The sequence below is a fragment of the Streptomyces sp. NPDC059201 genome, from assembly GCF_042754585.1.
Classification (GTDB): domain Bacteria; phylum Actinomycetota; class Actinomycetes; order Streptomycetales; family Streptomycetaceae; genus Streptomyces.
This window is the reverse complement of sequence record NZ_JBHZBB010000003.1, coordinates 147,134-160,243: the sequence shown is the minus strand read 5'-3', so window position 1 is coordinate 160,243 and position 13,110 is coordinate 147,134. Positions and strand designations below refer to the sequence as shown.

Genomic DNA, 13,110 nt, shown 5'->3' with positions numbered 1-13,110 from the left:
TCACGCCGCGTGAGGCCACAAGGTGGGGTCCATGAGCGATTACTTCAACGCGTTCGAGATGAGCCCTGTCCCCGCCCCCGGACCGGAGGCGGTCGCGCCGGAACCGTTCCGCGGCATCTACGGAATGCCCGCGTTCGTGACGATCCCCACCAGGGATCTCGCGGAGTCGGTGGACTTCTGGACGCGGGGCCTCGGCTTCTTCGAACTCTTCACCATCCCCGGCACCCTCGTCCACCTGCGCCGCTGGGCCTTCCAGGACGTGCTCCTCGTCGCGGCGACGGACGTCCCGGAGCGGCCGCCGGCGATGAGCGTCAGCTTCTCGTGCGTGCTGAACCAACTCGACGGCCTCGCCGAGGCGTGCCGCTCGGCGCGCCCCGGTTCCGTCGACGGCCCGCGGAACACGCCCTGGAACACCCGAGACCTGGAGGTGATCACCCCCGAGAACGCCCGCGTCGTCATCACCGCGGCCAAGCCGTTCGTCCCGGACAGCGAGGAGGCACGCAACCTGGCGGCCATCGGCATCACTCCACCGCGCGAGGAGCACGGTGACAATGGGGAGCATGCCTGATGAGACGGATGGGATGACGGGGGCGGATGCAGGTGGGGGCCTGACGGTCGGACAGGTGTCGGCGCGTCTGGACGTGACCGTCCGCGCGCTGCACCACTGGGACGAGATCGGACTCGCCCGGCCCTCCCTGCGTACGCCCGCCGGATACCGCCTCTACACCGCCGGTGACCTGGAACGCCTGCACCGCATCGTCGTCTACCGCGAGCTCGGATTCGGCCTGGACCGGATCCGGGCCGTCCTGGACGACTCCGCCACGGACGTGCCCGGCGCGTTGCGGGCGCAGCGCGCCCAGGTCACCGAGCGGATCGAGCGGCTCCAGCGGCTCGGCGCCGGGCTGGACCGCATGATCGACGCCCACGAGCGCGGTCTGCTGCTCACCTCCGAGCAGCAGACCGAGCTCTTCGGCCCGCGCTGGAACCCGGACTGGCCCGCCGAGGCCCGCCGGCGTTACGGAGACACGGAGCAGTGGCAGCAGTACGCCGAACGCTCCGCCTCCCGCGGCCCGGAGGAGTGGGGGGACGTCGCCGCCACCATGGCCGACCTCGAAAGCGCCCTCGGGAAGGCGATGGACGCAGGGGTCGCGCCGGGCAGCCCGGAGGCGGACCGGCTCGTCGAGCGCCACCGCGAGGCGTTCTCCTCCTACTTCCCCCTGACCCGCCAGATGCAGGTCTGCCTCGGCCGCACGTACGAGTCCGATCCGGGATTCGCCGCCCACTACGACGGCATCCGCGCCGGACTCGCCACGTGGTTCCGCCACGCCATCGACGCCGAGGCCCGTGCGCATGGCATCGACCCGGATGCCGCGACCTGGGGGTAACGGGAACCCACTACCCCGGTGCCGGCGATCGTTTCTACTCGGGAAGCGGTCTGTCCTGGACCACGTTCTTCATGACCATGGTGGAGGTCAGGCGCTGGACACCGGGCAGGCGGGCGAGCTGCTCGTCGTAGAGCCGCTGGTACGTGGCCAGGTCGGCGGTCGCGACCCGGAGGAGGTAGTCGGGCTCGCCGAACAGCCGCTGCGCCTGGAGCACGTGCGGAACGGCGGCCACGGCCTCCTCGAAGGTGCTGACGGTGTCGGGGTCCTCCCAGCGCAGGGTGACGAAGACGAGGGCCTCGAAGTGCAGGCCGACGGCGGCGGGGTCGACGACGGCGCGATAGCCCCGGATCGCCCCCTCGCGCTCCAGGTCGCGCAGCCGGCGGTGGCAGGGCGAGACGCTGAGCTTCACGCGGGCGGCGAGCTCGGTGACCGTCAGGCGGCCGTCGAGCTGGAGCTCGGTAAGAATCTTCCGGTCAAGGGCGTCCATGGAGAAGATTCTCCCCCATGGATCGCGATCATGGGGTAAAGACGCAAACACCTTCGGCCGCATCCGACCTAGCCTTCCCTCCGAAGCAAGAAGCACGAGAGGGAACGATCGACCGATGGACACGACGACACTGGCGGCCTTCCTGGTCGTGGACCTGCTGCTGGTGTTCACCCCCGGCGCGGACTGGGCCTACGCGATCTCCGCCGGGCTGCGGGATCGTTCCGTCGTCCCGGCGGTCACCGGTCTGATCGCCGGGCACCTGGCGTACGCGCTGGTGGCCGTGGCGGGTCTGGCGGTGATAGTGGCGAGCTCCCCGGCCGCGCTGACCGCTCTGACGGTGGCGGGTGCGGGCTACCTGCTGTGGCTGGGCTGGGGAGTGCTGACGCAGCCGGTCGCGGTTCCCGCCGCCGCGGGTGCGGGTGCGGGGGTGGGGATGGGAATGGGCGCTGTGGGCACCTCCCGGCTGCGTGTCGTGCTCAAGGGGGCCGGGACCAGCGGCCTCAACCCGAAGGCGCTGCTGCTGTACTTCTCGCTGTTCCCGCAGTTCATCGACCCCGCCACCGGCTGGCCGGTCGCCGCGCAGACCGGCCTCCTGAGCACGGTGCACCTGACCGCGTGCGCCCTCGTCTACCTCGCCGTCGGCGTCCTGGCCCGCACGGTGCTGAGCACCAGGCCCGCGGCCGCCCGGGCCGTCACCCGCGTCAGCGGTGCCATGATGATCGCCATCGGCGCCGTCCTGCTGGTGGAACGCCTCGCCGGCTGAGAACCGCACCGCGCCGAACCGCCACCCGCACACGGACCGAAGGAGAGCGCAGACGTGGAAGAGCCGACGTACCAGGAACAGGCGAGTCCGGCGGTCCGCAAACGCGTCCAGGAGAGCTTCGACCGCCAGGGCCTCATGACCCACCTCGGCGCGCGCCTCGCCCACATCGGCCCCGGCCGCGTCCACATCGTGCTGCCGGCCCGGCCCGAGGTGACCCAGCAGCACGGCCATGTCCACGCCGGCGCCACCAGCGCCGTCGCGGACAGCGCGGGCGGCTACGCCGCGCTGACCGTCTTCGACGAGGACTCCGACGTCCTCACCGTCGAGTACAAGATCAACCTCCTCGCGCCCGCCGCGGGCGACCACCTCGAAGCGATCGGCGTCGTCCTCAAGGCCGGACGCACCCTGACCGTCTGCCAGTTGGAGGTGTACGGGGTGCGGGCCGACGGCTCGCGGAAGCTGGTCGCCAACGGCCAGCAGACCGTGATCCGCGTGACCGGAGCCGCGCAGTGACGCGGCAGCCGACGGCGCAGGCGCCTGTGCAGCCGCCGTCGCTGCCGTCGTGGCTCACGTGGTGGCAGCGGCCGTTCCCGGACGCCAACACGCTGCTCGTGCACGGCCGTCGGGCGGCCCTCGTCGACAGCGGGTTCGTCGGCCACGCGGAGGAGACCGCCGCGTGGGCCCGCGCGCACGCCGGCAGCGTCGACCTGGTCGTGAACACCCACTGGCACTCCGATCACGTCGGCGCCAACGCCCTGCTCCAGTCCGGCGGCGCCGCCGTCGCCGCCGGAGCACCGGAGGCGGACGCCCTCGCCCGCCGGGACCCGGGCTGCTGCGCCGCCGAGTACCTGGACCAGCCCGTGGCCCCGTACACGGTCGACATCCCGCTCGACGACCGCCAGTCCCTCCGTCTCGGGGACACCGACTGGGACGTGGTCAGCACCCCGGGCCACACGCCCGGACACCTGGCCCTCTGGCAGCCGGAGGAACGTATCCTCGTCGTCGGGGACGCGCTGTCCGACTACGACGTCGGCTGGGTCAACCTGGCCCTGGATGGCCCCGAAGCGGCCGCCACCGCGCTCGCCTCCCTCCAGCGGATGGCCGACCTCGCCCCGCGTGTGATCCTTCCCTCGCACGGCCCGGCCCCCGCCGACCCCGCCGCCGCCTTCGCCTCCGCGCTGCGCCGCGCCCAGCGCCTCGTCGACGACCCGGCCGGCGCGGTCTGGTACGGCGCCCGCCGCATCCTGGCCTTCGCCCTGATGATCCGAGGCGGCATCCCGGCCACGGCGATCACCCCCTACCTCCTGGCACGAGCCTGGCTGACCGACGCCGCCAAGCTCCTGGACCTGACCCCGGAGACCCTGGCCGACGAACTGATCACCACCATGCTCACGACCGGCGCCATAGTCCACCGCGACGGCCACCTCCACGCCGCCGCCCCCCACACCCCCGTAACCCCGGAAACCCTCCGCATCCCCTACCCCCGCACCTGGCCGACCCCCACCACCACCTGAGCTGCCGCCCGCGAGAACTTCTCGCGGGCGGCCGATCTGTGGGACACGCCTGGACGCGAGGCGGAGCCTCCGTACTTCGGCTGGCTGACCACCGATCTTCCGATCTACGCGCCCACGACCCTCAACTTGAAGACCCACGTTCACACCCGCCCGGTCGGCGAGCGCCCCTACGTCGAGCTCGAAGCCACCGACCACCCGCTCGCCGTTGAGCAGCGGACAGGTATCACCCCGGACCGCGTACGGGAGATCGCGGCTGCCGTACTCCACCCCGGCGACCAGCGCTGACCGACGCCGTATCACCCATCGCGGTCGCCCCGACGGCCTGAGTCGCCGGGCCCGGACGTCCTGGGGGTTGCGCATCCATGAGGATCGTTCAACAATCCTCATGTGGTACCGAGTTGACGTTCAGCGCGTGCGGTGGGGTCGGGCGAGCAGAGGCGGGGGCCGGGGATGGGTGGGAGTTCGGGTGGGGTGCGGCGGCGGGCGTTGGGGTGGGCGGTCGGGGTCGGGGTGGTGGCGATTCTGGGGGTGTTTCTTGGGGTTCGGGGTGTGACGGGGGGTGGGGGAGAGCGGGACTGCTCGGTGCGGCTCGTCTTGAGCTCGTCTACGGAGAAGGCGGAGCTGCTTGCCGGGCTCGCCGCGGAGTACCGGGACTCGGGGCGTGAGTTCGGTGACGGACAGTGCGCCGAGGTGATGGTTCGGGAGCAGAGCTCCGGGGTGGCCATGGAGGCGCTCGCGGCGGGGTGGGACGAGCGGCGGGACGGGATGCCCGAGCCTCAGGTGTGGACGCCTAGTTCGTCCCTGTGGCTGACGCTCCTCACCCGTCGGAGCACCGCCGCCGACCGTGCCGTCACCGTCGGCGAACCCGTGTCGCTCGCCACCAGTCCGCTCGCCATCGGGATGCCGCGCCCCATGGCGGAGGCGCTCGGCTGGCCCGGCAGGGAGGTCGGCTGGAAGGACGTGCTCTCGCTCACCGAGAAGGGGTGGGGCGCCTTCGGGCATCCGGAATGGGGCGCCTTCCACCTGGGGAAGGACAATCCCCGCACCTCCACCTCCGGACTCGCCTCCACCGTCGCCGCGTTCTACGCCGCGACCGGCCGCTCGGGCGACCTGACCGAGGCCGACGTACGGGATCCAAAAACCCGCGCGTTCGTCGCCGGGGTCGAGGCCGGAGTCCTGCACTACGCCTCCGACGCCACCGTCTACATGGCCAACCTCGCCGAGGCCGACGCCGCCGGCACCGCCCTCTCGTACACCAGCGCCATCCCCGTCCAGGAACAGCTGATCCACCTCTACAACCAGGGCAGCCCCACGGGCGACCCGCGCCGCATCGGCAAGGACCGGAAGCCGGCCGTGCCCCTCGTCGCCGTCCACCCGGCCGACGGCACGCTCATGATGGACCACCCCTTCGTCGTACTCCCCTCCGCCACCGACCAGCAGAAGGCGGCGGCCGCCGACTTCCGGGAATTCCTGCTGGAGAGCGGCCGGCAGCGACGCTTCCAGGAGCTGGGGTTCCGTGACCACGAGGGCGCGGCGGGCGCCGCGCTGGCGGAGTCGGTCGGGCTCCGGCCGACCGAGAAGCTGACCCTCATCGACCCGCCGGCCCCCGCCGTCCTGGGCCGGATCCTCGACAGCTGGGACGACCTGCGCAAGAAGGCCCGCGTCGTCATGATCATGGACGTGTCCGGGTCCATGAACCAGCCCGCCGGAGACGGCCGCAGCCGACTGGAGGCCGCGAAGTCCGCCGCCGTCAAGGCGCTCGACCTCTACCACCCCGACGACGAGGTCGGCCTCTGGGCCTTCTCCACCGAGACGGACGGCAGGTCGGAGCCGTACCACCAGATCCTCCCGCCGCGCCGCATCGCCGACGGCGGACCCGCACTCACCGCGGCCATCGAAGGACTGCACGCGGAAGGCGGTACGGCGCTCTACTCGACCGTCCGCGCCGCGCAGCGCGCGGTCCTCGCCGAACTCGACACCGACCGCATCAACGCCGTCGTCCTCCTCACCGACGGCAGGAACGAGTACCCCGCCGACAACGACCTCGACTCGCTGCTGCGCGACATCGACGCGAAGAACCTCGAACGTTCCGTCCGCGTCTTCACCGTCGCCTTCAGCGAGCAGGCCGACTTCGCCGCCCTGGAGAAGATCGCCAAGGCGTCCAGGGCGGACGCGTACGACGCCCGCGATCCGGCCGTCATCGACAAGGTGATGCTCTCCGTCATCAGCAACTTCTGACCCGAGCGGAGTGAGCCCCATGACCGGACGCGGCCGGAACCCCCGGACCCTCGCCGCTGCCACCGGCGCCGTCCTCGGCACGGCCGGAGCCGGAGCGGCCGCCGTGGCCGGAGCGGCGTCCTGGTCCGTCCCGCTGATCGGCCTTGCGATCGCCGTCCTCACCTGGGGCACGTACACGGCGGTGGACCATCTCGACGGCGCCTCAGGCCCGGCCCCGGCCCCAGCTCCGTTCCCGTCCCCAGCCCCTACCCCGTTCCCGTCCCCGACCGAACCGTCGTCCGGCCCGGGGGCGGCGCCGTCGGTCTCTCCGTCATCACCCGGCAGTGGCCTTCAGTTACCGGCCGACACACGCCCCTGGCTGGCCCGCGCGTCCGAGGCGGCGGCCAAACTCGACCGCCACCGCCACCGGGGCGACGCCACCGACCCGACCCTCACCCAAGCCCTCGGCAACGCCTCCGAACGCATCCGCTCCGCGGAGGAACGGCTGCGCGCCCGCGCGGCGGCCGTGGCCCTCATCGACGCCACCACCGCCGGCACCGACCGGGAGGCCCTGCGCCTCGACGAGCAGCGGCTGAAGAAGGAGGCCGCCGCCCATGCCGACGGCCCGGTCCGGGAGGCCAAACGCGCCTCCGCCCGTGCCGTCGCCGAGCGACGGGACTCCCTGACCCGCCTCGCCGAGCTGCGGGACCTCATGACGGCGACCATCGAGACCACGGCCCTGCGCCTCGAAGCGGCCGCCGAGCGCGGTTCGATGTTCGTCTCCCTCAGGGCCGCCGACGAGGCGGGCACCCGCCCGCTCGACCTCACCGCCCTCGGCGACGAACTGGAGGCCGTGCAGGCAGGGCTCGACAAACTCGACGAGATCGCCTGCCTGCTGGACGGCGAGGCCCCATAGAAGAGGCTCAGGGCCGTAGCGGACGGTCAGTGGCTCTCCGTCAACTGGAAGGCCAGACAGACGACGACGGTGTGATCGTCGACCGCCGCACCCTCCCCGGCCCAGAAGCGGCGGTGCCCCTCGCGCCAGGCATCGAGCGACGCGTCGCCCTCGCCCTCGGCCCGCGCGTGTTCCCAGGTGACCTCGCCGAAGGGCTTCACCTCCACGCCGGTGAACACCAGGGTGGCGATGCGCCGGCCCTCGTTGTCCACCAGAGCCTGGCGCTCACCGACGTACTCCATGCCCTCGGCCTCGTCGGCGTACTCGGCGAGCAGACCGGTCGTGGCGGTCTTGGCGCCCGCCACGACCAGGGCGTTGAGCTCGTCCCGCATCTTCCCGGGCGAGCCCAGCTCCAGTGCCCGCATGCCGTCGACTCGTGGCCACATGGCCCCGTCACCCCGTTCGGTAGGGCCCGTCGGACGACAGGCGCGATGCGCTGATCCTATGGGTGCCCGCGAGGCGTACGGAGGGGCTGAACCAGGCGTCGACGAGCGCGAACCGTACGGGGCCGTGACCGATCAGGCCGGTTCGACGGGCAGCCAGAGTTCGCACGTCGCCGTGGTGAAGTCCTCGGCGCGTTCGAGGACCGCGACGATCGAGGGGCCTGGCCGCAGGCGCCACGGGTTGGACGGGAACCACTCGGTCGCGGTCGCGGCCCAGGCCGTCTGGAGGGCCTGCGGGTGGGGGCCCGAGGTGCGGAAGACCGCCCACCTGCCGGCCGGAACCTCGATGGCGTCGAGGTCGTCGGGGGCCGGCGTGTCCTGGGAGACGGCGACGCCGTGCAGATACGTCAGTTCGCTCCCCTCCGTGCTGTCGGGGTCGAGGTCGTCGGAGACCTGGAGCAGGCCCTTCGGTTCGGTGTCGCCGAGCGACTTCAGCCGGACGTGCTCCTCGGGCGGGAGGGCGGCGATGTGCCGCTGGATGTGCGGATTGGCGCCCTCGTGGATGAGCGGTACGCGGGCGGCGTGCCCGATCAGCCGGAACGCGGGGCGTTCGACGAGACGGGTGTCCATGGGGGTGCTCCCTTCTACGGTCAGGTGGAACCTGAGCTGCGGTTGTGTGCGCAAGGGGCCTCCGTCGCGGCGGACGTCGCCCGGCCCGGCGCCGTGGACGGCGCGGAACGCGCGTCCGAACGCCTCGGTCGAGCTGTATCCGTGCCGGACGGCGATGCTCAGCAGGTCGTCCTCGCCCCGGACCACGTCCGCGGCGGCGACGGTCATGCGGCGCCGTCGCACGTACTCCGACAGCGGCATCCCGGCCAGGGACGAGAACATGCGGCGCAGGTGGTGTTCGGTCGTACCGATCTCCCCTGCCAGTCCCTGGGCGTCGAGCTCCTCGGCGAGGTGCTCCTCGACGAGGTCGACCAGTTGGTTGAGTGCCGAGATCACATGGCCTCCTTTCGATGTCCACCCTGCCTGGCGCACCCCCGGCAGGACCCGATCGCTGCGATCCGTTCCGATCGGATCATGAACGGACAGGGAACCGAGGGAGCTGTTCGGACACTTGTCGGTGTGGAGTCCCTGTTGAACGAACGCGTCCGGTCCGGAGACCGGTCGGCGTTCGCCGAGATCTTCGACGAGCACGCACGTGTCGTCTACGCCCACGCCGTCCGGACGACGGGCGACTGGGCCCTCGCCGAGGACGTCATGTCGCTCACCTTCCTGGAGGCGTGGCGGTTGCGCGACAAGCTCGGCGAGGAGGTCAGATCCGTCCGCGCATGGCTGCTGGGCATCGCGACGAACGTCATGCGCAACACCGCGCGGGCGGCCCGCAGACACCGGCAGGCGATGTCCCGTCTGCCGCCCCCGGAACCCCTGCCCGACTTCACCGACGAGGTGGTCGGACAGATGGCGGACATCCAGCGGCTGGCCGCCGTCGCCCGAGCGCTGCGACGCCTGAAACGGAGCGAGCGCGAGGTCTTCACCCTGGTCGTCTGGTCCGACCTCGGGTACGCGGCTGTCGCCGAAGCCCTGGCGATCCCGGTGGGCACCGTACGCTCCCGCCTCTCACGCGCCAGGGCGAAGCTGCGCGGGCTCGTCGAGGAGGAGCTGGCAGCCGAGACGACGTATCCCGTGGAACGGCGGCCTCATGGCGGACACATACCGGAGAGCGGGGTGGCCGCAGGCGCCACGACCCGCGCTTCCCAGAGGAGGGGGACACGATGAACACGGAGCGGCGGGAGCGGTCCGAGTGTGAGCAGGGGCGGCATTCCTTTCCGGCACCTTCTTTCCCGGAACCGGCGCCCGCAAGGATGGAGGCAAGGCGCGGACACCTCCTGAGCGAGATCGACCGGCAGGCCGGGTCTCGTGCCGGTCGTGGGGCGGCCCCACGGTCGAGGCGAAGGGTGGTTCTCGTGCTGGCCACCGCCGTGGCGGCCGGCGCCACCGCCGTCGTCCTCGGCCTCGGATCCGGGACACCCGGCGCTCCGCGCCCCGTGCCGCCGGCCTCCGTGGCGTCGGTCCAGCTGCTGGAGAGGGCCGCCCTGGCCGCGCACGCGATGCCGCAGGGCCAGGCGCGCGCCGGACAGTACGTGTACGTCAAGACCGTCGGCCACACGTCGATGCTGTCCGAGGCCGAGGACGGCCGGATGAACCTCCTGCGAGTGGACGAGGGCATGGAACAGTGGACGCCCGTGGACGGCGGCCAGAGCACCCTGCGGCGGAAGGACGGCCAGGACCACCTGCTGCCGGGCACTCCGGGCGTCGGCAACCTGAACGCGCCGACGTACAGCTACCTGACCACCCTTCCGACCGAGCCGGAGGCCCTGCTGAAGCTGATCCGCGACGACGCCGAGCAGAACCACGGCGCGGGCTCCGACTCCACGACGGGCCCCGATCAGCAGGCATTCGTCACCATCGGCGATCTGCTGCGCAACGGGGTGACGCCCCCCGAGACCGCTGCCGCCCTCTACCGCGCCGCCGCCCTCATCCCCGGAGTCGACATCGTCCCCGACGCCGTGGACGCCGCCGGCCGCCGCGGGGTCGCTGTCGCCCGAGCACACGACGGTGAACGAACGGAATGGATCTTCGACAGGAGCACAGCCCGCCTCCTGGGCGAGCGGACAGTCCTTCTGGAGGACAACGCGTGGGGCGAGGCGGGCTCCGTCGTGACCTCCGTGGCCCTCGTCGACAGCGCCTTCGTCGATGCGGCCGGCCAGACTCCGTGAGAGCTCAGCGCCCTCGGCGCGGCGGCCTCAGGAGCGGATCCTGGGCGCGGTGTGCGCCGGGACGGAGGCGGTCGCCCTGCACTACAACGAGAAGCCGATGTACTGGTTCAAGTACGCGGTCGACGGCGAGGTCGTCGTCGACCTCCACACACTCCGGGCCGTCGAGCCGACCGGGCAGGACCCGACACGGCTGGACCGGCACATGCGGGCCGTGGGGCTCGTCCCCGGCGAGTGGGCCCCTCTTCATGGCGTCCTGTCACTCGTGGAGGAAGCCTTCGGTATCCGGCTGACGCATCCGCGGGAGGTGGACTACCCGCGGATGAGCGGGAGGCTGGATCCCTTGTGACGGTGGTGACGGTCGCCCGTCGGCGGCCGTGGTGCCGGTGCCGGTGCCGGTGCCGGTGCCGGTGGCCGTGGCGGTCAGGATCGCCTCGCGGAGGCCGGCGTAGTCGGTGCGTACGGGGTTCAGGGTGAGGAGCGTGGACAGTGCGATAGTCCGCTGGGTGGGTGCGTACGCGTCCAAGACCCGGGTGGGCAGTACGTGGAAGGTCCACTGCGACAGGTCCAGCGGGTCCAGGGTCGGCTTGTCGTCGTGGTGGAGAAGGCAGAAGACGTAGACGTCGGCGCGCCGTATCCGCTCAGGCGCGGACTCTGCCGTGAGCGGATCCCAGCCCTCGGCCGGCGCGATGGAGAACGTGATGGTCGAGCGCCGCGTCTGCGCCCACTCCTGCATGTACGCGGCGGACTTCACCTCGACGGTCGAGCCGTCCGGCAGTCTGAGGTCGACGGAGTCCCAGTCCACGCGGGTTCCCTGGGCCGCTCCGAGCGCCAGCGCGACGATGTACTCGGCCAGGGCGCCCCGCAGGGTGTTGCCGGCCAGGGACGAGTAGGCCCAGGCCCAGAATCCGAGCAGAGTGCCGTGCTCGTCGCCATGGAGGTGCAGGGGCTCGTCACCGGTGCGGCGCAGGGGAGGGATCGGTCCCAGGGAGTCGGCCATGGAACGTCATCCTGCACGACTCCCCGGGGTGCCGATGCGGCGGGAGCGGTCGCTTCCCGCGCACACCGCTTCCCGCGCACACCACTCCCCGCGCACACCGCTACCCGGCCAGCGTGTGCAGGACCCGCTCCAGCACCTGCCTCAGGGCCGCGCGGTCCGTGGTGTCCGGACCGGGGCGTGTCACGCCGTCGTACGTGAGTCCCTCGGTGAAGGCGACCACGATGCGTCCGCCCTCCTCCGGGTCCGGGCTGCCGAGCGCCGTCGCCAGGAGTTGCGCCTGCCCGATGAAGCGCTCGCGGGCGCGGAGGAGTTCGGCGCCGAGCTCGCCTTCGGGGTGGCGCGCGGTCAGGAGGATGATCTCCAGGCGGGCGCGGGTGCGGTCGCGGCGGGGGCCGAGCCAGTGGGCGAGCACTCCGGCGATGTGGTCGGCGATCTGGCGTACCGGCGGCTCGTCGGCCATCTCCTCGGAGACGGTGGCGGCCTCGATGTCCGCCAGTTCCTGTTCGGCGATGAACGCGATCACGTCGGCGAGCAGTGCCTGCCGGGTACGGAAGTAGTAGCTGGTCGACCCGGCCGGCACCGCCGCGCGCGCGTCGACCGCCCGGTGGGTGAGCCCGCGCAGGCCCTCCTCGGCGATGACCTCCACGGCCGCGTCGAGCAGTGCCTGTACGCGGGGGCTCCGGGCGGTGCTCATGCGAGGGCCCGCTTCCTGAGCCTGCGGAGCATCATCCGGCGGACGAAGCCGCTGAACGGCTCGATGAACCTCCAGTACCGCCCCATGGCGCGGCGAGCCGCCTCGTCCAGGCACATCACCCGGGTCTCGGTGACGACCCGCGTGCCGCCGGTGGCGGTGTCCGGGGCGAACCGCATGCTGAACGTGGCCTTCGCGTAGCCGGGCTCGTCGAAGGCCAGGAACTCGCTCGGGCCCGTGATGTCAGGCCGCCCGTCGGCCGCGCCCATGGTCCACCACTGCCCCACGATCCCCCGCACGGTCTCCCTGGGAGGGTCCTCGGCCAGCAACAGGAAGCTGTCGCGCAGCTCCTTCTCAGGAACCGGCGTCCCGCCATCACCACGCCCACCACCGCGCCTCACCCGCCGAAGCCGCCCGAGCCGCCTCCGTACCGCGAAGAGCCCCCGAACGACCGGCCCCCACCCCTCACCGCCCACCTGCTCCATCTCCTGCCACGCCGCCCACACGGCGTCGACCGGAGCCGGGATGACCGTCCCGTGCCGGGAGGCGAAGTCCGGACGGGGAACGAACGTACCTGCGAGTCCATCCATGCCCCGCACTCTACATTTGTAGAGTGCGGGGCATGGGCCGTTCGACCGGACGTGATTCTCGACTCGCCCGTCCGGGAGGAGGAGTCCGTACCGCCGCCCGCCTTTCCGGCCATTCGGCCGGGCCACACCCCGGTGATTGTGCGGGGAGCACGGCCCCCCGGGCGCACTCCGTGCGCCGCGCACAGTCGGGGCGGGGCCGGGCCGCCTAGGGTGCCGCCACTCCTCACGTCGAGGGATGCGTAGCCTGTGTCGAGGCCCGGAAGGACAGTCGATGAGCGCCATGAGAGAAGTAGTGCCGAGAGGCGACGAGAGCCAGGTCGGAGAGGTCGGGCCGGTTCGGTCCGT

General features: G+C 72.0%; 16 protein-coding genes and 1 pseudogene. 11 read left to right on the top strand and 6 right to left on the bottom strand.

Annotation, left to right across the window (positions count from 1 at the left end):
* Nucleotides 1-31 precede the first annotated feature (31 nt).
* Nucleotides 32-568, top strand: coding sequence for a VOC family protein (locus ACFXMG_RS11140; protein WP_383814713.1), 537 nt, complete (start codon nucleotides 32-34; stop codon nucleotides 566-568).
* Nucleotides 561-1,385 (top strand): MerR family transcriptional regulator, encoded by an 825-nt coding sequence (locus ACFXMG_RS11135; protein ID WP_383814714.1) that lies wholly within the window; start codon nucleotides 561-563, stop codon nucleotides 1,383-1,385. The genes ACFXMG_RS11140 and ACFXMG_RS11135 overlap by 8 nt, the downstream gene beginning before the upstream one ends.
* Nucleotides 1,386-1,419: 34 nt before the next feature.
* On the opposite strand, the gene ACFXMG_RS11130 is transcribed toward ACFXMG_RS11135, so the two are convergent.
* Nucleotides 1,420-1,872 carry an Lrp/AsnC family transcriptional regulator gene (locus tag ACFXMG_RS11130; RefSeq protein WP_383814716.1) on the bottom strand — a complete coding sequence of 151 codons (453 nt, stop codon included), beginning with the start codon at nucleotides 1,870-1,872 and terminating at the stop codon, nucleotides 1,420-1,422.
* Between the two features lie 115 nt (nucleotides 1,873-1,987).
* Here ACFXMG_RS11130 and ACFXMG_RS11125 point away from each other — a divergent pair, with 115 nt between their 5' ends.
* From ACFXMG_RS11125 to ACFXMG_RS11100, 6 genes and pseudogenes are all read left to right on the top strand, one after another.
* Nucleotides 1,988-2,635, top strand: coding sequence for a LysE family translocator (locus ACFXMG_RS11125; RefSeq protein WP_383814718.1), 648 nt, complete (start codon nucleotides 1,988-1,990; stop codon nucleotides 2,633-2,635).
* Nucleotides 2,636-2,770: 135 nt separating this feature from the next.
* Nucleotides 2,771-3,148: a PaaI family thioesterase gene (locus ACFXMG_RS11120; protein WP_383814989.1), complete on the top strand. Its 378-nt coding sequence runs from the start codon at nucleotides 2,771-2,773 to the stop codon at nucleotides 3,146-3,148.
* Nucleotides 3,145-4,149: an MBL fold metallo-hydrolase gene (locus ACFXMG_RS11115; RefSeq protein WP_383814720.1), complete on the top strand. Its 1,005-nt coding sequence runs from the start codon at nucleotides 3,145-3,147 to the stop codon at nucleotides 4,147-4,149. The genes ACFXMG_RS11120 and ACFXMG_RS11115 overlap by 4 nt, the downstream gene beginning before the upstream one ends.
* A gap of 6 nt (nucleotides 4,150-4,155) precedes the next feature.
* Nucleotides 4,156-4,434 (top strand): annotated as a pseudogene (locus ACFXMG_RS11110) (DUF2199 domain-containing protein); the annotation flags it as partial.
* Between the two features lie 309 nt (nucleotides 4,435-4,743).
* Entirely contained in the window at nucleotides 4,744-6,387 is a 1,644-nt protein-coding gene (locus ACFXMG_RS11105) for a substrate-binding domain-containing protein (RefSeq protein WP_383814721.1), read from the top strand.
* Nucleotides 6,388-6,406: 19 nt separating this feature from the next.
* Nucleotides 6,407-7,282, top strand: coding sequence for a hypothetical protein (locus ACFXMG_RS11100; RefSeq protein ID WP_383814723.1), 876 nt, complete (start codon nucleotides 6,407-6,409; stop codon nucleotides 7,280-7,282).
* 26 nt (nucleotides 7,283-7,308) lie between these two features.
* Here the strand turns inward: ACFXMG_RS11100 and ACFXMG_RS11095 are convergent, their stop codons facing one another.
* Nucleotides 7,309-7,707 carry an ASCH domain-containing protein gene (locus tag ACFXMG_RS11095; RefSeq protein WP_383814724.1) on the bottom strand — a complete coding sequence of 133 codons (399 nt, stop codon included), beginning with the start codon at nucleotides 7,705-7,707 and terminating at the stop codon, nucleotides 7,309-7,311.
* Nucleotides 7,708-7,839: 132 nt separating this feature from the next.
* Nucleotides 7,840-8,709, bottom strand: a complete 870-nt coding sequence (locus ACFXMG_RS11090) for a GyrI-like domain-containing protein (protein ID WP_383814726.1) — start codon at nucleotides 8,707-8,709, stop codon at nucleotides 7,840-7,842.
* Between the two features lie 123 nt (nucleotides 8,710-8,832).
* On the opposite strand from ACFXMG_RS11090, the gene ACFXMG_RS11085 reads away from it, so the two are divergent.
* The 3 genes from ACFXMG_RS11085 to ACFXMG_RS11075 are packed head-to-tail and all read left to right on the top strand — an operon-like array spanning nucleotide 8,833 to nucleotide 10,833.
* Nucleotides 8,833-9,486 carry an RNA polymerase sigma factor gene (locus ACFXMG_RS11085; protein ID WP_383814727.1) on the top strand — a complete coding sequence of 218 codons (654 nt, stop codon included), beginning with the start codon at nucleotides 8,833-8,835 and terminating at the stop codon, nucleotides 9,484-9,486.
* Complete coding sequence (locus ACFXMG_RS11080) at nucleotides 9,483-10,487, top strand: CU044_5270 family protein (RefSeq protein ID WP_383814729.1); 1,005 nt, start codon at nucleotides 9,483-9,485, stop codon at nucleotides 10,485-10,487. The genes ACFXMG_RS11085 and ACFXMG_RS11080 overlap by 4 nt, the downstream gene beginning before the upstream one ends.
* Entirely contained in the window at nucleotides 10,465-10,833 is a 369-nt protein-coding gene (locus ACFXMG_RS11075; RefSeq protein ID WP_383814731.1) for a DUF6461 domain-containing protein, read from the top strand. Before ACFXMG_RS11080 ends, ACFXMG_RS11075 begins: the two co-directional genes overlap by 23 nt.
* Here ACFXMG_RS11075 and ACFXMG_RS11070 read toward each other — a convergent pair.
* The 3 genes from ACFXMG_RS11070 to ACFXMG_RS11060 all read right to left on the bottom strand — a co-directional run bounded on the left by ACFXMG_RS11070 (nucleotide 10,744) and on the right by ACFXMG_RS11060 (nucleotide 12,765).
* Nucleotides 10,744-11,484 carry a hypothetical protein gene (locus ACFXMG_RS11070; protein ID WP_383814733.1) on the bottom strand — a complete coding sequence of 247 codons (741 nt, stop codon included), beginning with the start codon at nucleotides 11,482-11,484 and terminating at the stop codon, nucleotides 10,744-10,746. The two genes, ACFXMG_RS11075 and ACFXMG_RS11070, sit on opposite strands and share 90 nt — an antisense overlap.
* Nucleotides 11,485-11,584: 100 nt before the next feature.
* On the bottom strand, nucleotides 11,585-12,178 hold the full coding sequence (locus ACFXMG_RS11065) for a TetR/AcrR family transcriptional regulator (RefSeq protein WP_383814735.1): 594 nt from the start codon (nucleotides 12,176-12,178) through the stop codon (nucleotides 11,585-11,587).
* Nucleotides 12,175-12,765 carry a hypothetical protein gene (locus ACFXMG_RS11060; protein WP_383814736.1) on the bottom strand — a complete coding sequence of 197 codons (591 nt, stop codon included), beginning with the start codon at nucleotides 12,763-12,765 and terminating at the stop codon, nucleotides 12,175-12,177. Before ACFXMG_RS11060 ends, ACFXMG_RS11065 begins: the two co-directional genes overlap by 4 nt.
* Nucleotides 12,766-13,110 lie beyond the last annotated feature (345 nt).

Coding starts and splice junctions, on each gene's coding strand:
- ACFXMG_RS11140 (WP_383814713.1), top strand. CDS start 32: ATGAGCGATTACTTCAACGCGTTCGAGATGAGCCCTGTCCCCGCCCCC.
- ACFXMG_RS11135 (WP_383814714.1), top strand. CDS start 561: ATGCCTGATGAGACGGATGGGATGACGGGGGCGGATGCAGGTGGGGGC.
- ACFXMG_RS11130 (WP_383814716.1), bottom strand. CDS start 1,872: ATGGACGCCCTTGACCGGAAGATTCTTACCGAGCTCCAGCTCGACGGC.
- ACFXMG_RS11125 (WP_383814718.1), top strand. CDS start 1,988: ATGGACACGACGACACTGGCGGCCTTCCTGGTCGTGGACCTGCTGCTG.
- ACFXMG_RS11120 (WP_383814989.1), top strand. CDS start 2,771: ATGACCCACCTCGGCGCGCGCCTCGCCCACATCGGCCCCGGCCGCGTC.
- ACFXMG_RS11100 (WP_383814723.1), top strand. CDS start 6,407: ATGACCGGACGCGGCCGGAACCCCCGGACCCTCGCCGCTGCCACCGGC.
- ACFXMG_RS11095 (WP_383814724.1), bottom strand. CDS start 7,707: ATGTGGCCACGAGTCGACGGCATGCGGGCACTGGAGCTGGGCTCGCCC.
- ACFXMG_RS11080 (WP_383814729.1), top strand. CDS start 9,483: ATGAACACGGAGCGGCGGGAGCGGTCCGAGTGTGAGCAGGGGCGGCAT.
- ACFXMG_RS11075 (WP_383814731.1), top strand. CDS start 10,465: ATGCGGCCGGCCAGACTCCGTGAGAGCTCAGCGCCCTCGGCGCGGCGG.
- ACFXMG_RS11070 (WP_383814733.1), bottom strand. CDS start 11,484: ATGGCCGACTCCCTGGGACCGATCCCTCCCCTGCGCCGCACCGGTGAC.
- ACFXMG_RS11065 (WP_383814735.1), bottom strand. CDS start 12,178: ATGAGCACCGCCCGGAGCCCCCGCGTACAGGCACTGCTCGACGCGGCC.
- ACFXMG_RS11060 (WP_383814736.1), bottom strand. CDS start 12,765: ATGGATGGACTCGCAGGTACGTTCGTTCCCCGTCCGGACTTCGCCTCC.